Here is a 21,832-nt window from a genome sequence, read left to right as displayed (position 1 = left end):
TACAAAAAGAAAGCAGGTGGATTATGAAAAAACTTACTTTCTTGATGTATATGCTCTCTTTCTTAATTACCGCTCTATTCTTTGTATTTATGAATGCAACGACACAAGATGTAAGCGAAGCTTGACGCAGCGGAAACGGCAATCCATTCCTTTTCCCCTTGATATTCATTCATCCTTTTATCCTGTTCTTTCTATATGGAACAATCAACTATAGCGGCAAATGGATAATGAAAGGGCAAAAGAAAAGGATAAAGCTAAATGCGTTCCTTGCCATAGTGACAGCCGCTTTTATTTTCATTTCTATACTCGTGAAAATTGAAGAAAAAAGAGAAGAAATTGTCCGCATCAATGACACTTTTACTGATGCCTCTCAAGTCAGTGCGTTGAACATTTATACAAACGACCTTTTCTTCAATGGCTATACGTTCCTAGGAGTGGTGCTGCTGTGTTTTTTCATCAGCAGCATCCACGGACTGTTTCTGAAAAGAAGAATGGAAAAACAGCTATTGGGCGACAAAAGACATGCAAAAAAAGATGGGATGCTATAGAAGTTAGCAGAGGTGGAACATGGATAAAAATTTCGTGTTTGAATCAGAGCGCTTAAGATTCAGAAGATGGAAAGAATCCGACAAGGAGAACTTCGCATTGATGAATAGTGATTCCGAAGTCATGAAATTCTTTCCAAAAAAATTGTCAAAACAAGAATCCGATTCCATGATTGAACGGTTTGAAAAGCATTCGGATGAAAAGGGCTATGGCATCTGGGCGGTTGAACGAAAAGAAGATGATGCTTTCATCGGTTTTATCGGCTTGTTGGAGATCAATTTCGAGGTGGATTTTCAATTCAAAACTGAAATCGGCTGGCGCCTGGACAAAAAATATTGGAAAAAGGGCTACGCGGTTGAAGGAGCAAAAGCTTGTCTAGACTACGCTTTCGCCGAACTGAAACTGAATGAGGTTTATTCCTTTACCGCATCATCGAACTTTCCTTCTGAAACAGTGATGAAGCGAATTGGGATGGCGAAGGTCAAAGAGTTCGACCATCCTAAATTAGCTCCCAATAGTCCGCTTAGAAGGCATGTTTTGTATAAGATCGAAAAACCGCAAGAAGAGGCAGCAAGAATATGAATGATGGAGAAGCTATAGAACTCAAATAGAAGAAAAAAAAAAGACATTCTTGGTTGAATGTCTTTTTTTACGCAGTTATTTGCTGTTAACCTTCTCTTTCTCCAAAACGTCCTTCACGACATCTTCGATTGTTACACTGCCTAAAGCCTTTTCCAAAGCCAGTTGCGCTGCAGAGAACAACGGGATGATTGTATCCTGGATATTCCTGCCGACTGTACAAGCTGGATTGGGGTTTTCATGGATACTGAACAATTCCTGATCATGGACAACATCGACGGCTTTGTAGACATCAAGCAATGTAATATCGGATAAATCTTTCGCCAGTTCCGCTCCGGCAATACCCGGACGCACAGTGACCAAGCCCGCATTTTTCAACATGCCGATGATTCTTCTGATAACTACGGGGTTGGTGTTAACGCTTCCCGCAATATATTCCGATGAACTGCTATTTCCCTTATTGACTTCGATGAGAGTTAATATGTGAATTCCCACAGCAAAACGGCTGCTGATCGGCATCGCTAATCACCTACCTTACTTTTAGAGGCTATATTTGCTGGAACAACTACATGTAATGAACTTGATTACACGTTTAGTATACTTTAACAGATGGAATTGATTAAGAAAACTGCTTAGTAAAGAGTTGACAAACCCAGTACATGTAACTAAACTAATTACATGTAACGGATGAAGTTACAACTAAATGCGTGGGAGGCAAAAAAGATGAAATTATTAGTGACAGGCGCTACAGGGAAACTGGGAACGAAAATTGTGGAAACACTACTGGAAACCGTACCAGCAGAACAATTAGCCGTCAGCGTGCGTACTCCTGAAAAAGCAGAAAATCTTCAAGCTCGAGGAATTGATGTGCGGCATGGCGATTTTGACCAGCCGGAAACTTTGGATTCCGCTTTTGCCGGAATTGACCGATTACTGATCATATCCGCAGACGGGGACAATGAAACGAGAATACGCCAACACACAGCTGCAGTTGAAGCTGCACACCGCGCAGGTGTTGGATTTATCGCTTATACAAGCTTGGGAAATGCAAGTGAGAGCAAAGTTTTCTTGGCTCCGCCACACCGCGCTACAGAAGCGGCAATCTTAAAAACAGGAATCCCATACTCATTTTTGCGCAACAACTGGTATCTGGAAAACGAAATTCCTAGCATCCAAGGTGTTTTGGCGGGTGCACCGTGGGTCACTTCTGCCGGTTCCGGAAAAGTGGGCTGGGCATTGCAGCAAGATTATGCTGAAGCCGCTGCGGCAGTATTGACTGGGGAAGGCCATGAAAATACGGTTTATGAATTGTCAGGCAAACCAATGACCCAAGAAGAACTGGCGGCAGCTGTCGGCAAAGTGATAGAAAAGGAAGTGCCGGTGCTGCAGGTTGATGATTCAACCTATGCTGATATTATGAAGCAAGCCGGCATCCCTGATTTTGTCGTGCCTATACTGGTCGAAATCCAGCAAGGCATCCGAGCAAATGCTTTAGCTATCGAAAGCGATGATTTTGAAAAAGTACTGGGGCGTCCTGCAACGCCGATCGAACAAGGGATTAGTGATATAGTCAGCGGAATTACCCAAACCGAACAGTAATTGGTGGCTTGCTGCGTCATTTTAGCTGAACCTAATGGACGTCAAGTAGAGCTTGGAGAATCTCTCTGAGCTCTTTTTTTTGGCTTTTTTTCGGTAGAAAAGCATAAAAACATCAGTTTTACAGAGAAAAAATAAAATTTTTTTTCACTTTACAACAATAGCAATTTTCTTCTTTCTTCAAATTATTCATGCGAAGGATCGTTATACAAGTTTGTATTTCTAAAATTCATCAGAAGTAATGAGAAACTGGAAATTAAGTGTAAAAATCAGATTTCCCCTCATTTAAAGACCTTTTTATAAACGACAACTGTTACAGAAGGTATGCAAAAAGTTAGTCAAAAACGAAAGGAGGTATACTAAAAAATAAATAGTAAGAATTGTCAGTAAATTTATATTTGCTATTAAAAAATAGCAATTTTATCCACGAAAAATTAATAATAAAAAGATAATAAATTACTGCTATTTACAACATGTAAAAGATATTATAGTCTAAATGTATTAAATAAATTAATTCGCAAAGGGGATATGGAAAAAAACTAAGCAAATAGGCTATTCCGATTTCGACTGCTCAAATTTTTTTCTGGAAGTTGTCTTAGTTTCTAAATATTTATGAATATTTGTTTTAGTGAATATTTATAAATTAGTCTTTGCGGATACTGCATGTCCAAAGCAACCTGGCAAAAATGAATTTTTAAGAAATCGTTGTTTGAAAGAAATAACGGATGAAAGGACTGGATAAGGCGATGCATACGGCATCTTTAAAAACTGCAGCGGAAAAAATCAGTTTCCTCCTTGATGCAGAAATTGAACGGACAGATGGATTATGGCAGATCCGTAAACAAAGGCTCGTGAAAAACTCTGAAAATACCTTTTGCATGATGAACTTTAGCGTAGAAGTGGGGCCGTTTGATGAAAATGGAATCGCTGTAAACAAGGCAAGCGTTTTTCTTCTGCCGGAAGAGTTGCCGCATTTCACCAGTGCCCTATGGCGGCATCCGATTTCTTTTCCGACAAATTTTTCACAAAGCCAGACGGTAGAACAACATCTTTACTGCCTGCATTTGGAATCGAAAGAACCGCCAGAAGATTTTGTCGAACGGCTTGCAGGCGCGCTGCAAATAATTTTGGAATAGCACCAAACAATCGTGGTTTCGTCTTTCGTCTCTTGATAACCTGCAAAGCATCCAGGCACCCCCTCATTTTTGGCTGCCCGCTCGGCAGATGCGTGCGGTACAGCGGTTTTTGGCAAATGCGATTCGAGTATAACTGAACGAAAGAGGCGGTTGGATGCTGAGAAACTTCCTTTCCTTCATGTCTGTTTTCTTTTTTCTCGTAACCATCGTTCCTTTGGGTTTGGCTTCTATTCATTGGGTAAATGCCCCGATGAACTTATTAATGAGTTTTAATGTATATTTCCCTTGCTTGATCGGTGCAGCCGGCATCCTTTTTGCACTCACTGGCCCAAAAGGCGATTTGAAGCTATACCTGATTTTGGCCAACAGTTTAAGCCTCGGTTTGTATCTTATCAAAATATTCATCATTTCGGTCACGGCATAATCAGTCAAACATTTACTCAATAAGCGTCACCACTAAAAGGAGGAAATATCAAATGGCTATTATCACAAACGAAGTAAAAGGAATGGATAAGATTACTGTGAATTACTTGGAAATGTACAAAGACTATATCAAAGGATACAAGCAGTACAAAAAAGAAAAAGCAGCTGTCATGGCCGCAGCCGAGGAAAACAGCGATGCTGAAATGCCAGCTATTCAAGCCTAGTGACTTTCGGTGAACCTGCTGTACCTACATATGCATGCACCCTTCACCTTACAGAAAAACCTATCGGCTGAAAATTCTTTGCATCCAGATGGCAAATCAAAAAAGTCCACCGCTCCGGTGGACTTTTTTAGGCTCAACTTTTAACTGGCCTGTTGGCGAAAGGAGGAACGGAGATGCGCATTCGGGAACAGGATCTGCCCGGTATAGGAAAACGCATTTCTTTTACAAACCGGGACGGCATTTCAACAGTGATCATTCATCATTACAGCGGTAAACGGGAAATCTATTTTATGAACGACGAAGATGATGAGGAGGTTCTGTTTTCAACGGTCTTCACTTCGGACGAAGCAAAAGAATTCGGCGCAAGGCTCCTTGGGATCGGCAATGAAACAGTAGACGAAGAAAGTTTTGAGCGCTTCCGGATCATGCGGCAAAAAATGCTCGTCGATTGGATCAAAGTGAAAAAAGCTTCATCGCTTGCCGATCAAACGGTAAAGGCTGCCCAGCTGCGCGTTCCTGAAGATGTATCAATCGTAGGGGTAGTGCGGGAGAAAGACATTTTGCCGAAGCCGCAGGATGATTTTGTGATATTAGCAGGAGACACCTTGCTGGTCATCGGGAAAAAAGAAGCAGTCAGCCGCTTTGAAGCCGCCTGCAAAGGCAAAGGATAAGTGCCATGGCCGAATTTCCGGAACTGTTGTCTGCAGGCTTATTGCTGCTGCTCCTTTTTGCAGGAGGCTGGTTGGCTTTCAAATTCCGCTTCCCGGATGTGATTGTTTACCTGTTGCTTGGAATCGGGGTTGGCGGCGCGTTAGCGGGGTCTCATTTGCTTCATTTTGCAGGGGAAATGGGGATTGTTCTGTTGTTCTTTATGCTGGGAATCGAATTTCCCATCAAGCAATTGATCGGCCTGGCCAGAAAAGTCTACGTGGCGGGCCTGCTCGATATTCTTCTCAGCTTCGGCGTTACGGTTGGAATCGCTCTCGCTTTTCAGCTCGACTGGTTCACATCGCTCCTGCTGGGAGGCGTCGTTTATGCAACCAGTTCGTCTTTGACGGCCAAGCTGCTGGAAAGCTCCAAGCGGATGGTCCACCCAGAAGCGGAATTTATGCTGGGGCTATTGATTTTTGAAGATCTGTTTTCACCGGTGCTTGTAGCGGTCCTTGCCAGCCTTGCCGTCGGAAACGGCTTGACCTTCGGGATGATTGGCTGGACGCTGTTTCTCGTTTTGTTGCTGATTGCCGGAGCCATATTGATCGGGGTTTTCTTGTTCCGGAAAATCTGGTTTTTTGTGGACCGGTATGTGGGGGAAGATTTTTTCATGTTATTGGTATTGGGCATTTCTTTGACTTACGGCGGCTTGGCCCTTTTGTTGGGGTTGTCGGAAGTTCTTGGTGCATTTCTTGCCGGAATCATGGTCGCGGAGGTAAAGCGCGGGGAGGAACTGCACCGGATTGTCATCCGGTTCCGGAACGTTCTGCTGCCCTTGTTTTTCGTCTACTTTGGCACCACGATCGAATTTGGCGATGGGATCCCGATGATTCCGCTGATGGCCGTCCTTCTGCTTTGGTCCATCCTTGCAAAAGTCCTGACCGGTTTTTGGGGAGGGCAACTTTACGGTTTGTCTGACAAAGTGTCCCTGCGGGCTGGGCTGTCGCTGACGCAGCGCGGGGAATTTTCCATCATCATCGCCGCTCTCGCTGCAGATTCCCTAAAGACGTTCAGCAGTGTTTTTATCTTGCTGTCAGCCATAATTGGCGTGGGCCTGTTTCAATTTGCCCCGCGGATTTCAGCAAAACTTGCGGGAAAGAAAAAAGAAGCGGGCATGTACAGTTACACAAAAGGGGAAAAAGACTAAAAATTCCCCTTTTGTGCATGCGCCCTTAAAGTTCCGAATAATGAAACTTTTCTGCTTTATCCACGTATAACTAAGCAAGAAATATTTTCAAAGGAGGCCAGAAAATGGCTATTTTAACAATCGGCTTTGTTTTCTTATTGGTTTTAACGGTGATTCAAGCGGTATTTACGGACAGCGGCGGAACGAAAAAAGGCAAAAACCAACCGGATGGCGCCGACGGCTTTTTTTACTCGGGCGATCAAGGCAGCGCGAACGGATGGGGCGGGGGCTGTTCCGACAGCGGTTCAAGCGGAGGCGGAGATGGCGGCGGTTGCGGCTGAACTTCAAAAAGGGTGCAGGCTTACATTCGCCTGCATCCTTTTTTGAATGGAGCGAATCGGAAATGCCTCGCCCTAGCAGTCAGAAAAACGTTGCACTTATCCATTCCAAAACCTTTGCCAGAAGCCAAAGCGGCGCCCCGACAAGGATCAGTCCCGCGAGAAAATAACTGGCCGCTTTCACCAATCCATTCAACAAATCCTGTATGGCTCCTGCCAAACCGTCCACCAGTCTCAACATGCCGATTCCGCCTTTCAGTCCTAGCCGTTTCCCCCATCTTAGCATACTGAAAGAGCCATATTCCATATATTTTCAAAAAAGGGATTTTTCAACTTGCCGTCCGAACCCCGGTGAAACTGTCTCTAAATCTGATAATACATAATTCATGGCTTCCTGATCGGATTGCGCCGGAAGCTCGTAGGATTGCTGGTAGGTTTCATGCCCTTTCCCGGTGATGATGATGAAATCGCCCGGTTTGCTGTTCTCCATCGCAAATTTTATCGCCAATGTGCGGTCTGGCATGATTATGCCTTTTTCATTGCCATATTGTTCATTCATACGGACCAAATCGCTTAACATATCGCTGTAAGCGACCGAATTCAAGTCGTCCATCGTCAATATGTATTGGCCGCTCAACTCGGAACAAATGGAAAGCATGTCTTTTCTTTTGCTGATGTCCCGATTGCCTCTGAAACCGAAAATATGGACGATCCTCTTGGCATCGAGCTGTTTGGCTGTTGTCAAGACATGCAGCAAGGCATCCGGTGTATGCGCATAATCGATAATGACGGTCGCCCCAGTGGGCAGTTTGAAAGTTTCGAATCTGCCGGCCACTCCTGTGAATTGGTGGAGCGCGGCCAATATATCTTCCTGCGGCAAACCGGCGGCCCGGGCTGTGCAGTAAGCCATTAACGTATTCAACAGGTTGTGCATGCCGGCCAATGGAGAAGGCACATGGACCTTTTTCCCGTCCTCCACCAGCCGGATCCGTGAATTTTTCACATCGAATGCGAGCTCACCTTTGTTCTCTTCGGTTTCTCCTACCGCAAACGTTTTTAATCCCCTTGTTTGAAGCTGGCCAAGCAGCTTTGTGCCCCATATCGTATCGGTGCCAACAACGGCTGCTCCGCCAGGTTTCAAGAAGTCGAACAGGCGGGATTTTGCCTGGAAGTACTCGCTTAGCGTATCGTGATAATCCAGATGTTCATGATGCAGGTTGGTGAACAGGCAAAAATCGAATTCCAGGCCTTCAATGCGATGCTGTGACAACCCATGGGAAGATACTTCCATGATGACCACGTCGTCTGTGCTTTTTGCGAGAAGCTGGTGTGCCACCAAAGAATTTGGGGTGGTATTGGAGCTTTTCGCCACTTGTCCGTTTATGATGTTTTGAATGGTCCCCATTACCGTGCAGGATCTGCCGGCGCTTTCGAAAATCTGCTTCAACAGATAGCTTGTGGTTGTCTTGCCATTCGTGCCGGTAATCCCGATCATGAGTTTCGCCTTTGACGGATTATGATAGAACGCTTTTGCTAAAATTCCGAGCGCTTTTCGGCTGTCGGCCACCTGAAGATAAGGCACCGGCAGCTGGAGGCCCTCAGCTTCTCCTACGATAAAAGAGGCGCCGTTTTCAATGGCATTTCCGATGAAATGATGGCCATCTTTGCCAAAACCGCTTATCGCGACAAAAAGATAGCCTGGCTGGATTTGCCGGGAGTCTTCGGCTATGCCCCGGACGGTTTGTTCTAACACGTCCTCAGCAATCGTATGGATGGTTTGTAGTTCGCTTATCAGGTTTTTGAGTAACATCAGGTCGACCTCTCTGCGTAAGAAATAAGATTCACCCATTATAGGAAAGAAGTGTGGAGAAATTATGCAGATTCGAAAGAATGTTAGGCAAGAAAATGAAAAACAGAAAAGCCATCCGCAGCCAAATGGGCGGATGGCTTTTCTATTGAAGTTTCCTTCGTCTCATACAGTTTGCCTATTCCGCTTTCTTGTAGGTCAGCGTTTTTCCAGTAAAGCCAAACACCACGGTGAGCACCGGGCAAAGCAGACAGAAGAACGCGAACGGCAAATAAGACAAAGTCGAGACGCCCAGGACCGACGTGATAAAGATGCCGCAGACGCTCCAGGGCACGAGCGGGTTCACGACTGTTCCGGCGTCTTCCATCACGCGGCTCAAATTCTTGCCTGCCAGTCCGAGTTTATCGAACTGGCCGCGGAACGCTTGGCCGGTCAAAAGAATGGACAAATACTGTTCACCGATCAACAAGTTGATGCCAACTGCGGTCATCGCTGCAGCGGCAATCACAGAAGACACTTTGTTCAGCAGGCTCTCGACTTTCCCCAACAAGGCCTGGACGACGCCGAGTGTAAAGAGCAGTCCGCCCATGCTGAGCGACAGCAGGACCAGTCCTATGGTAAAGAACATGCTTTCCATGCCGCCTCGGGTCAAAAGCGCATCAACATCGGCAACTCCCGTTTCTGAAACGAAACCGCCGAACAGGATGCCGAACACTTCAGACATCTGGTAGCTTTGGTGCAGGTACGAAAGGGCAATCGCGAGAATCGAGCTGACGGCGAGATTCATCATCGCCGGCACTTTCTTCAAGGTGAGAACGACCAATGCCACAAGCGGCAAAACTGCATACCAGTGGATGGTTCCGGTAGCTAAAAGTCCGTCTTGGAACTCTTGGATTTTTTCGATGTCGTTCAAGACGACATCCGGCGAAAGAACAGCAAAGATGAGAAGCGATAAGACAAACGCCGGAATGGTGGTCCAGCCCATATTGCGGATATGCGCGAACAGATCGACATCGGCAATGGATGAAGCCAGGTTGGTCGTATCCGATACCGGTGACATTTTATCGCCGAAAAATGCACCGGAAACGATGGCACCCGCTGTAATGGCAAGAGATACATCAAGTACCGTGGCCATTCCGATGAATGCGACGCCAACGGTCGCCACAGTCGTCAGCGAGCTGCCGACCGCCAAACCGACAATCGACGAAACCACAAAGACAATCGCGAAGAAAAACAGCGGCGTGATGAGGTGGAATCCGGCATAGATAAGTGTCGGGATGGTCCCGCTCATCATCCAGGTGCTGATCAGGATGCCGATAAAGAAAAACAGGAAGACGGCGCTCATTCCCGCTCCGGCGCCTTGCACCAGTCCGCTCTCGAGCTGGCGGTACGGGACTTTTTTGAGCAAGCCGTAACAAATCAGCAAAAGGATGGAAAACAGAATGGGAAGGTGCGGAACGGCGCCAAATTTGATCAGGCTGACACTGATGGATGCGACGATCAGCGCCACCAACAACATTGATTCTTTGACCGATGGTGAAAATACTGCTTTGATGTGGAACATAATGATGAAACCCCCTTAATATATGAAAAACAAAAAGAAAACCTACCATCCCTAAGAAAGGGACGAAGGTTTTCTCCGCGTTACCACCCTATTTGACAGCTTGAAAGCCATCCGCTTCGTTAAAAAGTTGAAAACAGCAGATGGTGTACTTCATCCGGATTGCCGCCTGAACTTCCACCATCCATTCAGTCTCTGCCTGCTGCGCGCAATCGAATTACTAGAACATCTTTCAACGTATGTATAGTTGCTTATAGCTTAAAATCTTACCACGGCTTTTTATGAAGTCAAGGAGATTTTTAAAATCCGCATTTGCCGCAAGGATTTCTCCCAAACAAGTCGAATTCTTAGTATGAACAAGAATCAGGGCGGGACTATTTCCTATAGGAAGAAGGAATGCTGATGAAAGCCAAGACCAAACTCAAATCAAAACTGTCTCGAACATTTGCAGACAATTTTCCAGAAGCTTATCAGAAGTTCACGATGCAGCACACAAACAAAAACGAAGGCCTCCCCGGAACGACCGTACAAAAACCCATCAAAGCATGCACGGTGGCTTTGATTTCCACTGCCGGAGTCCATTTAAAAACGGATCCGCCGTTTGATATCGACAATCCAGCCGGAGACCCGACGTTCCGCCTGATTCCCGGGAATACAGAAGAAACGGATTTGACGGTGACCCATATCTATTATGACACCAAATACGCGAAAACCGATCCATCGATTGTCTTTCCGCTCACCCAGCTTAGGGAGCTCGCGGCATCCGGTGAGATCGGGGCTGTGGCCAAGGTCAATATCGGCCTGAACGGCGGCATACTGGATACAGAACTGGTGGAACGCGATGCCATACCGCAAGTTGTGGAGTTTTTCCAAAACGAAAATATTGATGTGGCGTTGCTGGTGCCTGGCTGAGGATCTTGCCATAACGTTCTCGGGCTGTATGCCCGGGCTATAGAGGAAGCCGGCATTGCAACCGCCATGGTCTCGATTTTTCCGGAAGTGACCGAGAAAGTCGGGGCGCCGCGGACGCTGCATGTGCCGTTTAAAATGGGCCGGCCGTGCGGAGAGCCGTTTGATTTTGAAGCGAGGACGAGGGTTTTGGAACAATTGCTTGAACTGGCACAACTGCCCTCTGGCACGCGGTTGACCTATCAATAACCGCCTTAAGCGAAAAAAGCCGCGTGTTTCCCAGAGAGCATGCGGCTTTTTTCGTTTGAGGTTTGATCCTGCGAAGCCTGCCATCCTTCAACGCACCAAAACCATTCATTAATTATTGAAGAGGAGCATAGGAAAAAAACAGGGACTTAATGCCTGAAATAACGATGATAAAAACGGATAGTTATTAAACGGCTCCGGGCGGTGTATCAATAATCTTGTATACGCGGGTTTTTCGCAGTTGTGCATATCAGAAACAAGAGGAGGAGCGGATTTGATAAAAGCTTTCGGGCTTTCCCATTGATTGTAGGTTAGCAAACCAAAGCCCCAGAAGGCAGGCGCATTTTGTTTTGGCGTACGTTTTCTTGGTCCGCTCAGTCATTGAATCGTTCGATCAAATTTACTTTTTTGCTATTGAAATCAACCGTAAAAAGTTTTTGCGTTTCCAATTTCCCATGGATCATTTCATAAGCTCTTATATAATACAGCGTTCCTTCTGTTTTTTGGAAATCGTAAGAATATCCTTTTTTGTTAATCCCGCACCAGAAATCGCACTTTATGGAAACGCACTGATACAATATGTGGCAGGGTCAATCGGGGGGCGTTTGAACGTATGCCGAAGAAGTTCTTGAATATATGTTTTGAACAGACGCAAAAACCTTTCGTTAAAGCAACTTTTCATGTTACTAGCAAGGACGGCCGTTTTAAAAAAAGGGAGAAGGTGAAAACACAATGAAAACCTTATGCCATCAATGCAAAACCGAAATGATCGCTGGCTGCAAAGTAACGGTTGAAGGCGGGATGTACGGCCTGAAAATCAGCCGAAAAGGAGGCGGGCTTTTTAGACGGGCATCCGCCAAACCAAAAGCCGCAGTCTGCCCGAAGTGCGGATACACCGCTTTATATATAGACAATCCCAGCGAGTTTACCCGGTAACGCGCCAGAAGGATTCGTTTTTTAGGGACCGAAACAACATGGTTGACAGCTCAGAATAGAAAAGGTAAAATTATCTCGAATTCAAGATATTTTTTCAGTTCCATTCCACTTTGAAAGGGAGTTTGTCCATTATGAACCACATTAAAGGAATGCACCACGTCACCGCCATCACCAGCAGCGCAGAAAAGAACTATGAATTTTTCACCTATGTATTAGGCATGCGCCTAGTCAAGAAAACAGTCAACCAGGACGACATCCAGACTTACCATCTGTTCTTTGCGGATGATAAAGGGTCTGCGGGAACTGATATGACGTTCTTCGATTTTCCTGGAATCCAAAAAGGCACGCACGGAACCAACGAGATTTATAAAACATCGTTCCGCGTGCCGACAGATGCAGCGCTTGACTATTGGGTAAAGCGTTTCGACAAGTATGAAGTCAAGCATTCAGGCATCAAAGAGCTGTTCGGCAAGCAAACGCTGTCGTTCACGGATTTTGATGATCAGCAGTATATGCTGGTGTCGGATGAGCATAACGAAGGCATCGCATCCGGGACGCCGTGGCAAAAAGGGCCTGTTCCGCTGGAATTCGCGATTACCGGCCTTGGACCGATCCATATCCGGATCGCCCAGTTCGACTATTTGAAAGAAGTGCTGGAAAAAGCCATGCTGTTCCGCGAAATCGCCAAAGAAGGTTCACTCCATCTGTTTGAAGTGGGCGAAGGCGGGAACGGCGCGCAAGTGATCGTCGAGTACAATACGGTCTTGCCGCAAGGGCGCCAAGGGTTCGGGACTGTCCACCATGCCGCGTTCCGAGTTGAAGACCGCTCCGTGCTGGACGAATGGACAGAACGGATGGAAAACTTCGGTTTCGGAACTTCCGGCCATGTTGACCGTTTCTTCTTCGAATCGCTGTACGCACGTGTGGCGCCTGGCATCTTGTTTGAATGGGCAACGGACGGCCCTGGGTTCCTTGGCGATGAGCCGTATGAAACCGTCGGCGAAAAATTGTCTTTGCCGCCGTTCCTTGAAGGCAAACGCGAACAGATTGAAAAAATGGTCCGCCCGATCAATACGGTCCGAAGCACGATCGAATTCGAAAAAGAATACCTGTAATGCGCAACTTTTCCACCAGCAAACGCCGATAGGCTTTGCTGGTGTTTTTTTGTTTCCAACTCTGCTTGCCAAGCGAACTGTGAAAAATTGAGGTTTAAACCAGATTCAGGAAGGAAAACAAAAGTAAAAACATTCGCATTTGAGGAGAATCTTATGACGATTACCCATCAAGTCCTTGTGCTGCTGCTGATCGGCTATGTCGTCTATACGATCGACTTGAAAAAGAACTATTTTCCCGTACCGGTAGTGCTCGTTCTGCTGGGCATCGCCCTTTCATTTCTCCCTTTTTTCTCTTCATTGAAGATATCGAAAGACGTCATTTTTAATGTCTTCCTCCCAGCGCTGCTGTTTACATCCGCCTATCAATTCCCGCAAAGCCAGCTGAAGAAAAACTTCGGCATCATCGCGACACTCAGCACCGCCGGTCTCTTTGCCACGACAGCTTTGCTTGGGATCGGCATATACTTCATCAGCGGCTCGCTTGTCCCGATTTCTTGGACAGCGGCATTCCTGTTGGCGGCCATACTGGTGCCGACAGATCCCGTATCGGTTACCGCTATCATAAAGAACAGTACCGGACAAGAACAAATCGCAGACATTGTGGAAGGAGAATCGATGGTAAACGACGGGACAAGCATTGTGCTGTTCACCATTTTCCTGTCCATGTTCGAGACGGGGAACGGATTTTCCATCGGCAGGCTTATCGGGGATTTTTTCCTGGTTTCCCTGGGAGGCGTCGCGATCGGTTTAATGTCGGGATGGCTTTTAAGCAAAGCCATCCGTTTTACGCACCATAAGCAGTATCAAGTGATGCTGACGATTGTTGTGGCTTATGGCGGCTTCTACATTGCCGAAGCCATCGGGGGTTCGGGGGTTTTGGCTACGGTTGTCGCCGGCATCATGCTTTCTTTTGAAATCGGCCGGTCGATCAAGGAAGACAAGCTGAAAGAGTCATTGGACGGATTTTGGGATATCATCAACCCTACAGTCTTGTCGGTCTTGTTTTTGCTCATCGGGATACAGATGACCGAATACTTGGCCTTTCCGCACTGGGGAGCGGCAATCATGATTTTCTTCCTTTCTGTCATTGCCCGATTCCTCGTGCTGGGGGGCTTCGTATACGGCGTTCCGGCCTGGCGCAATGAGTTTGACAGCGACTTTTCCACAACGGCCTTGATGTCCTGGGCCGGCATAAAAGGGAGCATGTCAGTAGCGTTGCTGCTCTGGCTGGAATCCACTGCTTCTGAAGGCAATCAGCTGCTCGTTTCATTGGCGTTTGCGGCAATTTTGCTGTCGCTTGTGATCCAGAGCATGGGCATCTTTCCGTTAGCGAAACTGCTGCCCCAAAAAAGCGGCGGGTAAATTCGGCATAGCTTAACAAAAACCGCACATGTCCTTGACAGCCGCTCAAAACCGTCCTGTTATTCTATAGCCTGTTCACAAGAGCGATTTCGGTATAGAAGGGCGGAACTTCCAATAAAAAAACGTTTTGGTAGCATGGCAGCAAGGATTCCGGGCATCCTTCAAGTGGTTTTGAACAGTTCGCTGATTGTTCTTGGGGCTTTTCTGGCATATCAGCTGGCAAAAGAACTGATTGTGTTTGGCCAGCTTGTTCTTAAGGGTGGAACAGAAGACTATCAAGCGTTTTTTGCCCGGATCCTCATCTTCTTTCTGTACTTTGAATTCATTTCGATGATTGTCAAGTATTTCAAGGAACACTATCATTTCCCGCTCCGGTATTTCATTTATATCGGAATTGCCGCCATGGTCCGTCTTATTATAGTGGAACATGATGATGCAAAAGCATCCCTATATAATTCTATGGTGATTTTGGTATTGATTGCCGGCTATTTCATCATGAACATCACGCCAGGGGAAAGGCTGGAAAGTCCCTTCTCCTTTAGACGCAGGGGAGCGGAAGATGCGTAAAGCAGGATTCCTAGAAAAAAAGCATTCGGTCTCGAATCCGAATGCTTTTCTGTATTTACGGTGCCGCTGAAAAGCGCTTAAATGATGTCTAGAGGCGTTTTATGGCCAGGGCCAGGGAAAGCTTGGTCCAATTGCTTCAAGTCTTCTGGTGCAAGCTCTATGGCCGCTGCCTGGGCATTTGCCTCCACATGGGCGGCTTGGCCCGCTTTCGGGATAGCCAGCACATTGCCGGAACGCAGCGTCCAGGCAAGTGCGATTTGCAGGGGAGCGGCATGATGTTTGTCGGCGATCTTTTTAAGGGCCGCGTTGGTCAACAATTCACGCCGGAGGGAACCGCCCTGCGCCAGTGGGCTATATGCCATGATCGGAACGCTGTGCGCTTTGTGCCAGTCCTTCAAGTCATATTCGATGCCGCGGGAACCCAGATGGTAAAGCACCTGGTTGGTGGCACAGTTGCTCCCGTTTGGCACGCTCCACAATTCTTCCATGTCTGCGGTATCGAAATTCGATACGCCCCAGCGTTTGATTTTGCCTTCCGCTTTCAGCTGTTCCATGCCTTCGACGGTTTCGGCGAGCGGGACCCTTCCGCGCCAATGCAGCAAGTACAAGTCGAGCGAATCGGTTCCCAGCCGCTTCAAGCTGTTTTCGCACGCTTTCTTGATGCGTTCCAAGCCCGCGTTTTGCGGATAGGCTTTGGATACCAGGAAAACCTGCTCACGCTTTCCTTGGATCGCTTCCCCGACAAGCTGTTCCGATTTGCCTTCGCCGTACATTTCCGCCGTGTCGATCACGGTCATGCCGAGCTCCAAACCTCGCCGAAGGGCTGCTATTTCTTGGTTTTTTCGCGACGGATCGTCTCCGATATTCCATGTGCCTTGCCCTATTGCAGGGAGGCGTGTGCCATCTGGCAAAGTGACGGTTTGCTGTTGAAGCGCTTTTGAAATTGCTTGTTGGTCCAAAAGATCAAATCCTTTCCGAATAGTGGGTCGTATCTTCTTTTCCCTGCAGGCGTGGATCAAAACAGAAAAGGCAGGACAATGCGCGAGGCATGCAGAATAGGTAGTCAAGGTGAAGGGAGGGAGACATTGGCTGGCAAACTGGCTTTTGTTTTTTTGGTTGTCATAACGACGAGTTTGATGGGTTCTTCTTTTGCCGTTGGAAAAATCGGGTTGGAATATGTGTCTCCGCTGCTGCTGGTGGGCATCCGCTTTACTTTGGCTGGTGTTTTAATGATGGCATTAGTCCAATTCCTGAAGCGGCCGCATCCGAAAACGCCGCAGGATTGGCTGCGCATTTTTTGCATCGGCTTATTCCAGACAGCCGGTGTCATGGGAGCGATATTCTTGAGTTTGCGGACCATTACAGCGGGAGAATCGGCCATCCTTACATTCATGAACCCGCTGTTGGTCGTCCTGTTCGGTTCACTGGCGCTCGGCCTCCGTTACCGGATGGTCCAGTGGTCAGGGGTCCTTGTGGGGTTTATCGGGGTGGTCGTGGCAATGGGCGGCCAGCTGCAAATGGAAATCGGCACGGTTTTCGGGCTGTTCAGCGCCGTTTCGTGGGCCATTGCGACCTTATTGATCAAAAGGTGGGGGAAGCGTTTCGACATTTGGGTCCTAACGGCATATCAGATGCTTTTTGGCGGCGGTCTTTTGCTGCTGGGCAGCGCATTCCTGGAAAATGCATACCTAAACTTCAACGCTGTGTCGGCTGCCGTTATTTTATGGCTTGCCATTCCGGCTTCGATAGTTCAATTTGCCATATGGTTTTACCTGCTGCAAAAAGGAAATCCCGGCAAAGTCAGCGCATTTCTTTTCCTAGCGCCATTTTTCGGCGTGATCAGCGGCTGGTGGCTGCTTGGTGAACATATCGGATACACGGTCCTGACAGGCGGCAGCATGATTTTCATCGGGATATTTCTGGTAAATTGGCCTGATAAACAAACTGCGGAGAGTATAGTAAAATGAATTAAGTTCGAATATTCAAACTATTTAGAGGCGATAGCAAATGTTTTATTCGGGATAGCATCTGTTTTGTTTGGAAGCGGCGCTATAAGATTCGCATGAAACGGAGGACTGCAAGATGGCAAAAGAATGCTGGATCAATCTACCGGTAAGGGATCTTCAGAAATCGATGGATTTTTTTCGTGCTTTGGAATTTACGGTGAATGAGCGTGAAGACATGGCAGGTGTAAAGGTCGGCAGCCAAGGAGCCATGGTTATGCTGATTCCGGAAGAGACGTTTCAATCGTTCACAGGCAGCAACATAGCCGATACCAATCAAGGAAACGAAGTTTTGCTGTCAATTTCCGTCAATTCTGAGGAAGAAGTGCATGAACTGGTCCGAAAAGCGGAATCTGCCGGCGGTGCCGTCTATTCAGAGCCGGGCGAACGGAACAGCTTTTTCGGGGCCGGATTCAGCGATGTGGATGGCCATAAATGGAATTTGCTGGTCATGTAATGATAAAGGCAGTCTGAAATCATCTGATAAGCTGGATTCTCATTTATAGAGAACTTGATTTGTGACAGCATGCGAACCGCAGAAAATAAAATCAAGAACTCAACTGTCAATCTATGCTTGAAAACTCGAACAGATTTCCAGACGCCATGAGACGAAATCGGTTTGGTCCGGAAGCATCGAAACTTTGAAGCTGAGGCCCGTGAGACGTTTCAAAAGCGATGGTTCAGAACCGAGCAAAAGCCACGTAAAAAACGAATGCAAAGAAATCAGTGAAAATAGCGTAAAAAGGCCGAAAATCCGGTTTCGTCTCACTATTAAAAGTATACTTACTAAATGAAACGCTACTTCCGATAATTTATATTATGTAAACTAAAATATTTGTTGAGCAAGAGAGGCCTTTTTGTCTCCGCCTCTCTTGTCCTTTCTCGTGATATGGTTCGGTGTTTGGGATCACTTGCCGCTTGGATCCCAAGCCATGCCGATTGCGAACTTCCTGAAGCCCAGCGATTCATAATACGGCTCCAAACTTTCGACGCACATCAATTGCGGATTGATCCCGCTGGTTAAACATTTCTCGATCAGCTGCTCCATCAATTGTTTGCCGATTCCGAGCTGCTGATGCGTCGGTGCGACGCCCAGTCCACATATGATTGCTGAAATCACACCGTCCGAAATGATCCGTCCCATGCCCACCAATCGGCTTTGATCATAGGCATATACAACAAACCAGCTTTGCGTGCACATTTTTCTGAAGTCGTCTTCTTTCATGTCGAACGAATTCCAGCCCAGCGTTTCATACAAATTCAAAACGCCCTTAAAACCGGATGGCTGTTCTGTGGTAATTCGAATTTGGATTTTCAAGGCCTTCACCCTCCGTTTCTTTTATGAAACCAGATATGACTGTAGCGCATATTAGTTAGGAGGTCAAAAAATGGTAAAAACAAACTTGATCATAACAAATCCTCACTCAGGCCAAACGATGATTTTTCGTAAAACCGCCATGGATACAAATGGTGCATTGCTCGAAATCGAATCTTTCAATCCTCCAGGTGCTCCGAAAGAACCGGAACATGTCCACCCCAAACAAGAAAGTTCTGCTGAAGTGATCTCTGGAAAAGTGCATTTCAGCATCAACGGCACCATTCAAATTGTCGGTCCTGGCGAGAAAGTCGTCATACCGCCTGGTGTGCCCCACTTTTTCTGGAATGAAGGCCCTGAAGAAGCGCATTCCATACAGCGCTTTTCTCCCGCCTTGACGATTGAAACATTCTTCAGAACCTATTTTGCGTTGGCAAGAGACGGCAAACTCAACAAAAAAGGAACGGCAAATCTCTTTTTAATGACTCGTTTGCTGTTATACCATCAAAGCGACATCCGGCTCACCAAGCCGCCATGGGCTGTGCAAAAACTGCTATTCACCCCACTCAAGCCCATAGCGATTTTGTTGGGGTATAAGAAGGAATATAGCTGAAACAAAAGCATGTTTAAGCGGTTGCCTGTTCAGATGCCGCCGTATGGTATAATGGATCCGAAAGCTACGGCTTAGTAAACCCGAATCGAGTGATCCCTATTGCCTCTGAAATCAAACGAAAACCGCTCCTTTTTCCAATGGATTAACTTCTTCATCCCATATGTATACACATTCGGTATTGTCGTCATCATCGGCTGGATGCTGACGGCTTCAGCTAGCATCGCCCTTGATACCGTACAGCACAACCCGAGAGCGTTGTTGCTGCAGACAGACACTGCTCCTGCAAACGATACGGCTCCTGAAACTTGGGTCAACTTGCTGGTCAAGCCGATTGTCCAGTCCGATTTTAACCAAGTGGTTTTCAGGGGTCTGTTTTTGCTCCTGGTCTGGATGCTATTATTTTTAGTTATTCCAGTCGCTTTCAGGCGGCTCAAGCGCTTGAAGCTGTTCAATCTGGAATTCGAAGTGAACGACATCGAACAAGCCGCTATTGAGACAATTGAAACAAGCGCCACAAAAGCGAAATACATGCTGTATTTGACAAGCGATGCCGCTGCCGAACGCTCACTTGAAATCTTAGATGAAATTGGTCTCAGTTACCAAGATGTCTTGGAGTTTTATTTAACAGAACTGCAAGCATGGTACAAAAACGAACCGCTCGATACCCGCTTTTCCTATGAGCTTTATACCGAGCCGTTCCCTTCAAAATTGGACGACCTGGTAGCGGCATCCAAAGAATCCGGAAGTTCCATCCTTTGGAACAAAGCGGATCCGAACAATATGCTGGAGAAGAATTATTTTGTTTATGCTTATACGTACCGGGAACAGGAATGGATCACCGTCATTAGCAGCTACACGCAGGAATTCGACTATTTTGACCAGTCGCTGTTCGAATCGCTGCACAACGCCGTAAGCAAATCCATCGAAAACTACGAATTTCTGCTGGCACTGACATCGCCTGCTGGACCGGACGCGTAGCCTGCTGCAATTGACGCTCCCCTACGCGTTAGCTATACTAAACAAAAGGAGTGGTTGGAATGACACTTGCTAAAACTCCATTCAGAACAGAAGACGTAAAAGAACGCGCTGTGCGAAAGCTGGCAAAAGCCCGTGCCCATCGCCGGTATAATGAAGATGCCCGGCCAACAAGCCCGCGGATCAAACCCGTGCATGTCACGAAAGAAGATCCTCTTGTGCGCCGCATCACCAATCAGTAGCCCTGACTACGCAAACGCCCCACTTCTCTTTCTGAAGCGAAGGCGTTTTTCTATTTGGCTCTGTTAAATTTCAGAGTGGTTTCTTATGGAAAATTGAGAAATGCTCAAATTCAAGGACTCTCCTGTTCCTGGTTGGAGGGATCTGCCTCATCAAGGTAGTTCTTAGCATCTACTATTGTAATCACAGGAAGACCGTTTTCACTATTAAGCGATTTAAGCTTTTGCGTGCTATCGTGTTTTTCGAACCATTCCAGTATTTCGTTGCATAATGATAAACACGGCTTATCTCTCTCATTAATCCTGCTTCTAACATGACAACTATACTCCGGGGGATTTTGCGCTTCACCAAGAGCCTTAATGTATACGCCCACGTTTATATAAAAAACCTCTTTACTCCACTGGAATCCTTGAATGTTCAGAACTAATATCAGGTCATCTGTTGTTTTTCTCCAGTTTGTTTTCATTTTCTTAAATCCGTATTGTTTGAAAACGGGTTTAAAACATTCAATCATTTGTTCTTTAGTTAAACTGTTTCCAAGAAAACACCTCTTTCCTTCTCGGGCAATGAGTTAAGCATGAGACTCTGAAAGGCGTAAACTATCGCATTTCTGATACAGATAAAGTTCAAAGAAATTCTGTAATATTGTCTTGCGTGCTCTCGTAACTGCAGCTATTTATAAATTAGAAATATTGTGATACAGTGCAGCTAACCTTTTGAAACGTATTCCTAAATCTCATTCGACAAGGAAGAAGATTCAACATACCATCAAATCTCTTGAAACACTCGCTATTATACTGTATGTGATATCGTAAACTATAAGATAAAACAGGAGAAGTTTATATGAAAATCATATCTGATGATACGTGGAATGACGAACTCTGGCAGGATGCGAGCCTCCTATATAGAGAGGCTTTTGGATTTAAAGGGGCTAAGCCGGTGGAAATCATCAGAAACATGTTCGCTCAAGAGATTGCCGAACTTCATGTGGCTTACAACGGAACAAAAGCGGTTGCTATGGCCTTAACAGGGAAACTCAAAAAAGAGCGAGTGATGATCATTGACTATTTGGCCGTATCTGAAAAAGAACGGAACAACGGGCTTGGCAAACAGTTTGTTGATTCCTTGAGACAAAAAGCAAGCGATGAAGGGTTGCAGCTATTGCTTATTGAAGTCGAGTCTGAGGAAACAGCTGAAAACAAAAGGCGCATCCGCTTTTGGCAATCTTGCGGTTTTCTTCTCACCGAATATGTCCATCACTATATCTGGGTGCCGGAACCCTATCAGGCGATGTACCTCCCTTTCCACGCGGAATCAAAGAAGGCATCGGGAGAAGAATTGTTCAAGCTGATCGACCTCTTCCACAGGCGGTCATTCTACACAGGGAAAAAGTTAGATGGATAACCAAGAACGCAATGGTTGGAGGGGTAAAATCCATCAAACGTTGCAAAAATGAATATCACTCCAACAAACCTAAAACCCCCTCCATCCTATGGAGGGGGTT

The 21,832-nt window shown here is 46.4% G+C and carries 28 protein-coding genes; 21 read left to right on the top strand and 7 right to left on the bottom strand.

What is annotated here, in order from left to right; genetic code table 11:
- Window positions 1–227 precede the first annotated feature (227 nt).
- Together FQV30_RS09265 and FQV30_RS09260 are read left to right on the top strand one after the other, a co-directional pair.
- Window positions 228–548 carry a hypothetical protein gene (locus tag FQV30_RS09265; protein ID WP_186725608.1) on the top strand — a complete coding sequence of 107 codons (321 nt, stop codon included), beginning with the start codon at window positions 228–230 and terminating at the stop codon, window positions 546–548.
- A gap of 19 nt (window positions 549–567) precedes the next feature.
- Window positions 568–1,128, top strand: coding sequence for a GNAT family N-acetyltransferase (locus FQV30_RS09260; protein WP_146499874.1), 561 nt, complete (start codon window positions 568–570; stop codon window positions 1,126–1,128).
- A gap of 75 nt (window positions 1,129–1,203) precedes the next feature.
- Here the strand turns inward: FQV30_RS09260 and FQV30_RS09255 are convergent, their stop codons facing one another.
- A complete protein-coding gene (locus FQV30_RS09255; RefSeq protein ID WP_146499873.1) occupies window positions 1,204–1,644 on the bottom strand; it encodes an Rrf2 family transcriptional regulator in 441 nt (146 codons plus the stop codon).
- Window positions 1,645–1,848: 204 nt separating this feature from the next.
- On the opposite strand from FQV30_RS09255, the gene FQV30_RS09250 reads away from it, so the two are divergent.
- The 7 genes from FQV30_RS09250 to FQV30_RS09225 all read left to right on the top strand — a co-directional run bounded on the left by FQV30_RS09250 (window position 1,849) and on the right by FQV30_RS09225 (window position 6,682).
- Window positions 1,849–2,724, top strand: coding sequence for an SDR family oxidoreductase (locus FQV30_RS09250; protein WP_146499872.1), 876 nt, complete (start codon window positions 1,849–1,851; stop codon window positions 2,722–2,724).
- Window positions 2,725–3,446: 722 nt separating this feature from the next.
- Window positions 3,447–3,857, top strand: coding sequence for a hypothetical protein (locus FQV30_RS09245; protein WP_146499871.1), 411 nt, complete (start codon window positions 3,447–3,449; stop codon window positions 3,855–3,857).
- A gap of 154 nt (window positions 3,858–4,011) precedes the next feature.
- Window positions 4,012–4,281 carry a hypothetical protein gene (locus tag FQV30_RS09240; RefSeq protein WP_146499870.1) on the top strand — a complete coding sequence of 90 codons (270 nt, stop codon included), beginning with the start codon at window positions 4,012–4,014 and terminating at the stop codon, window positions 4,279–4,281.
- A 52-nt stretch (window positions 4,282–4,333) separates the two neighbouring features.
- Window positions 4,334–4,504 carry a hypothetical protein gene (locus tag FQV30_RS17960; protein ID WP_186725607.1) on the top strand — a complete coding sequence of 57 codons (171 nt, stop codon included), beginning with the start codon at window positions 4,334–4,336 and terminating at the stop codon, window positions 4,502–4,504.
- A gap of 173 nt (window positions 4,505–4,677) precedes the next feature.
- Window positions 4,678–5,175, top strand: a complete 498-nt coding sequence (locus FQV30_RS09235; RefSeq protein WP_146499869.1) for a cation:proton antiporter regulatory subunit — start codon at window positions 4,678–4,680, stop codon at window positions 5,173–5,175.
- Between the two features lie 5 nt (window positions 5,176–5,180).
- Entirely contained in the window at window positions 5,181–6,362 is a 1,182-nt protein-coding gene (locus FQV30_RS09230) for a cation:proton antiporter (protein WP_146499868.1), read from the top strand.
- A gap of 104 nt (window positions 6,363–6,466) precedes the next feature.
- Window positions 6,467–6,682 (top strand): hypothetical protein, encoded by a 216-nt coding sequence (locus FQV30_RS09225; protein ID WP_146499867.1) that lies wholly within the window; start codon window positions 6,467–6,469, stop codon window positions 6,680–6,682.
- Between the two features lie 79 nt (window positions 6,683–6,761).
- Here the strand turns inward: FQV30_RS09225 and FQV30_RS09220 are convergent, their stop codons facing one another.
- The 3 genes from FQV30_RS09220 to nhaC form a co-directional block, all read right to left on the bottom strand.
- Window positions 6,762–6,920 (bottom strand): hypothetical protein, encoded by a 159-nt coding sequence (locus tag FQV30_RS09220; RefSeq protein WP_186725605.1) that lies wholly within the window; start codon window positions 6,918–6,920, stop codon window positions 6,762–6,764.
- A 72-nt stretch (window positions 6,921–6,992) separates the two neighbouring features.
- The gene (locus FQV30_RS09215; protein WP_146499865.1) at window positions 6,993–8,489 is read right to left on the bottom strand and encodes a UDP-N-acetylmuramoyl-L-alanyl-D-glutamate--2,6-diaminopimelate ligase; all 1,497 of its coding nucleotides are present in this window, start codon (window positions 8,487–8,489) and stop codon (window positions 6,993–6,995) included.
- 175 nt (window positions 8,490–8,664) lie between these two features.
- Window positions 8,665–10,050, bottom strand: coding sequence for a Na+/H+ antiporter NhaC (gene nhaC, locus FQV30_RS09210; protein WP_146499864.1), 1,386 nt, complete (start codon window positions 10,048–10,050; stop codon window positions 8,665–8,667).
- 399 nt (window positions 10,051–10,449) lie between these two features.
- Here nhaC and FQV30_RS09205 point away from each other — a divergent pair, with 399 nt between their 5' ends.
- The 6 genes from FQV30_RS09205 to FQV30_RS09180 all read left to right on the top strand — a co-directional run bounded on the left by FQV30_RS09205 (window position 10,450) and on the right by FQV30_RS09180 (window position 15,182).
- Window positions 10,450–10,959, top strand: a complete 510-nt coding sequence (locus FQV30_RS09205) for a glycine/sarcosine/betaine reductase selenoprotein B family protein (RefSeq protein ID WP_186725603.1) — start codon at window positions 10,450–10,452, stop codon at window positions 10,957–10,959.
- A gap of 66 nt (window positions 10,960–11,025) precedes the next feature.
- Entirely contained in the window at window positions 11,026–11,205 is a 180-nt protein-coding gene (locus FQV30_RS09200) for a hypothetical protein (RefSeq protein ID WP_146499862.1), read from the top strand.
- 729 nt (window positions 11,206–11,934) lie between these two features.
- Window positions 11,935–12,138, top strand: a complete 204-nt coding sequence (locus FQV30_RS09195; RefSeq protein ID WP_222434323.1) for a nucleic acid-binding protein — start codon at window positions 11,935–11,937, stop codon at window positions 12,136–12,138.
- Window positions 12,139–12,269: 131 nt separating this feature from the next.
- A complete protein-coding gene (locus tag FQV30_RS09190; protein WP_146499861.1) occupies window positions 12,270–13,253 on the top strand; it encodes a ring-cleaving dioxygenase in 984 nt (327 codons plus the stop codon).
- Between the two features lie 153 nt (window positions 13,254–13,406).
- Window positions 13,407–14,615, top strand: a complete 1,209-nt coding sequence (locus FQV30_RS09185; protein WP_146499860.1) for a cation:proton antiporter — start codon at window positions 13,407–13,409, stop codon at window positions 14,613–14,615.
- A 135-nt stretch (window positions 14,616–14,750) separates the two neighbouring features.
- A complete protein-coding gene (locus tag FQV30_RS09180) occupies window positions 14,751–15,182 on the top strand; it encodes a phosphate-starvation-inducible protein PsiE (RefSeq protein WP_146499859.1) in 432 nt (143 codons plus the stop codon).
- 77 nt (window positions 15,183–15,259) lie between these two features.
- Here FQV30_RS09180 and FQV30_RS09175 read toward each other — a convergent pair whose 3' ends face one another.
- Entirely contained in the window at window positions 15,260–16,141 is an 882-nt protein-coding gene (locus FQV30_RS09175; RefSeq protein ID WP_146499858.1) for an aldo/keto reductase, read from the bottom strand.
- A gap of 126 nt (window positions 16,142–16,267) precedes the next feature.
- Between FQV30_RS09175 and FQV30_RS09170 the strand changes: the two genes are divergently transcribed.
- Window positions 16,268–17,149, top strand: a complete 882-nt coding sequence (locus FQV30_RS09170) for a DMT family transporter (RefSeq protein ID WP_146499857.1) — start codon at window positions 16,268–16,270, stop codon at window positions 17,147–17,149.
- A 115-nt stretch (window positions 17,150–17,264) separates the two neighbouring features.
- Window positions 17,265–17,642, top strand: coding sequence for a VOC family protein (locus FQV30_RS09165; protein WP_146499856.1), 378 nt, complete (start codon window positions 17,265–17,267; stop codon window positions 17,640–17,642).
- Window positions 17,643–18,092: 450 nt separating this feature from the next.
- On the opposite strand, the gene FQV30_RS09160 is transcribed toward FQV30_RS09165, so the two are convergent.
- The gene (locus tag FQV30_RS09160; protein ID WP_146499855.1) at window positions 18,093–18,503 is read right to left on the bottom strand and encodes a GNAT family N-acetyltransferase; all 411 of its coding nucleotides are present in this window, start codon (window positions 18,501–18,503) and stop codon (window positions 18,093–18,095) included.
- A 70-nt stretch (window positions 18,504–18,573) separates the two neighbouring features.
- Here FQV30_RS09160 and FQV30_RS09155 point away from each other — a divergent pair, with 70 nt between their 5' ends.
- The 3 genes from FQV30_RS09155 (at window position 18,574) to FQV30_RS09145 (ending at window position 20,330) form a co-directional block, all read left to right on the top strand.
- On the top strand, window positions 18,574–19,113 hold the full coding sequence (locus FQV30_RS09155) for a cupin domain-containing protein (RefSeq protein ID WP_146499854.1): 540 nt from the start codon (window positions 18,574–18,576) through the stop codon (window positions 19,111–19,113).
- 99 nt (window positions 19,114–19,212) lie between these two features.
- Window positions 19,213–20,091 carry a hypothetical protein gene (locus FQV30_RS09150; protein WP_146499853.1) on the top strand — a complete coding sequence of 293 codons (879 nt, stop codon included), beginning with the start codon at window positions 19,213–19,215 and terminating at the stop codon, window positions 20,089–20,091.
- Window positions 20,092–20,150: 59 nt separating this feature from the next.
- Window positions 20,151–20,330 carry a hypothetical protein gene (locus FQV30_RS09145; protein WP_146499852.1) on the top strand — a complete coding sequence of 60 codons (180 nt, stop codon included), beginning with the start codon at window positions 20,151–20,153 and terminating at the stop codon, window positions 20,328–20,330.
- A gap of 110 nt (window positions 20,331–20,440) precedes the next feature.
- Here FQV30_RS09145 and FQV30_RS09140 read toward each other — a convergent pair whose 3' ends face one another.
- Entirely contained in the window at window positions 20,441–20,842 is a 402-nt protein-coding gene (locus tag FQV30_RS09140) for a DUF4304 domain-containing protein (protein ID WP_146499851.1), read from the bottom strand.
- Window positions 20,843–21,171: 329 nt separating this feature from the next.
- On the opposite strand from FQV30_RS09140, the gene FQV30_RS09135 reads away from it, so the two are divergent.
- Window positions 21,172–21,732 (top strand): GNAT family N-acetyltransferase, encoded by a 561-nt coding sequence (locus FQV30_RS09135; RefSeq protein WP_146499850.1) that lies wholly within the window; start codon window positions 21,172–21,174, stop codon window positions 21,730–21,732.
- Window positions 21,733–21,832 lie beyond the last annotated feature (100 nt).

The sequence above is a fragment of the Planomicrobium sp. CPCC 101110 genome, from assembly GCF_007859395.1.
GTDB lineage: Bacteria > Bacillota > Bacilli > Bacillales_A > Planococcaceae > Planococcus.
The sequence above is the reverse complement of the archived record's forward strand: the minus strand, read 5'-3'. Positions and strand labels throughout refer to the sequence as shown.

Coding starts and splice junctions, on each gene's coding strand:
- FQV30_RS09265 (WP_186725608.1), top strand. CDS start 228: ATGAAAGGGCAAAAGAAAAGGATAAAGCTAAATGCGTTCCTTGCCATA.
- FQV30_RS09185 (WP_146499860.1), top strand. CDS start 13,407: ATGACGATTACCCATCAAGTCCTTGTGCTGCTGCTGATCGGCTATGTC.
- nhaC (WP_146499864.1), bottom strand. CDS start 10,050: ATGTTCCACATCAAAGCAGTATTTTCACCATCGGTCAAAGAATCAATG.
- FQV30_RS09255 (WP_146499873.1), bottom strand. CDS start 1,644: ATGCCGATCAGCAGCCGTTTTGCTGTGGGAATTCACATATTAACTCTC.
- FQV30_RS09220 (WP_186725605.1), bottom strand. CDS start 6,920: ATGTTGAGACTGGTGGACGGTTTGGCAGGAGCCATACAGGATTTGTTG.
- FQV30_RS09165 (WP_146499856.1), top strand. CDS start 17,265: ATGGCAAAAGAATGCTGGATCAATCTACCGGTAAGGGATCTTCAGAAA.
- FQV30_RS09200 (WP_146499862.1), top strand. CDS start 11,026: ATGGTCTCGATTTTTCCGGAAGTGACCGAGAAAGTCGGGGCGCCGCGG.
- FQV30_RS09195 (WP_222434323.1), top strand. CDS start 11,935: ATGAAAACCTTATGCCATCAATGCAAAACCGAAATGATCGCTGGCTGC.
- FQV30_RS09135 (WP_146499850.1), top strand. CDS start 21,172: ATGAAAATCATATCTGATGATACGTGGAATGACGAACTCTGGCAGGAT.
- FQV30_RS09260 (WP_146499874.1), top strand. CDS start 568: ATGGATAAAAATTTCGTGTTTGAATCAGAGCGCTTAAGATTCAGAAGA.
- FQV30_RS09205 (WP_186725603.1), top strand. CDS start 10,450: ATGAAAGCCAAGACCAAACTCAAATCAAAACTGTCTCGAACATTTGCA.
- FQV30_RS09235 (WP_146499869.1), top strand. CDS start 4,678: ATGCGCATTCGGGAACAGGATCTGCCCGGTATAGGAAAACGCATTTCT.
- FQV30_RS09230 (WP_146499868.1), top strand. CDS start 5,181: ATGGCCGAATTTCCGGAACTGTTGTCTGCAGGCTTATTGCTGCTGCTC.
- FQV30_RS09245 (WP_146499871.1), top strand. CDS start 3,447: ATGAAAGGACTGGATAAGGCGATGCATACGGCATCTTTAAAAACTGCA.
- FQV30_RS09225 (WP_146499867.1), top strand. CDS start 6,467: ATGGCTATTTTAACAATCGGCTTTGTTTTCTTATTGGTTTTAACGGTG.
- FQV30_RS17960 (WP_186725607.1), top strand. CDS start 4,334: ATGGCTATTATCACAAACGAAGTAAAAGGAATGGATAAGATTACTGTG.
- FQV30_RS09140 (WP_146499851.1), bottom strand. CDS start 20,842: ATGATTGAATGTTTTAAACCCGTTTTCAAACAATACGGATTTAAGAAA.
- FQV30_RS09190 (WP_146499861.1), top strand. CDS start 12,270: ATGAACCACATTAAAGGAATGCACCACGTCACCGCCATCACCAGCAGC.
- FQV30_RS09250 (WP_146499872.1), top strand. CDS start 1,849: ATGAAATTATTAGTGACAGGCGCTACAGGGAAACTGGGAACGAAAATT.
- FQV30_RS09215 (WP_146499865.1), bottom strand. CDS start 8,489: ATGTTACTCAAAAACCTGATAAGCGAACTACAAACCATCCATACGATT.
- FQV30_RS09145 (WP_146499852.1), top strand. CDS start 20,151: ATGACACTTGCTAAAACTCCATTCAGAACAGAAGACGTAAAAGAACGC.
- FQV30_RS09155 (WP_146499854.1), top strand. CDS start 18,574: ATGGTAAAAACAAACTTGATCATAACAAATCCTCACTCAGGCCAAACG.
- FQV30_RS09240 (WP_146499870.1), top strand. CDS start 4,012: ATGCTGAGAAACTTCCTTTCCTTCATGTCTGTTTTCTTTTTTCTCGTA.
- FQV30_RS09180 (WP_146499859.1), top strand. CDS start 14,751: ATGGCAGCAAGGATTCCGGGCATCCTTCAAGTGGTTTTGAACAGTTCG.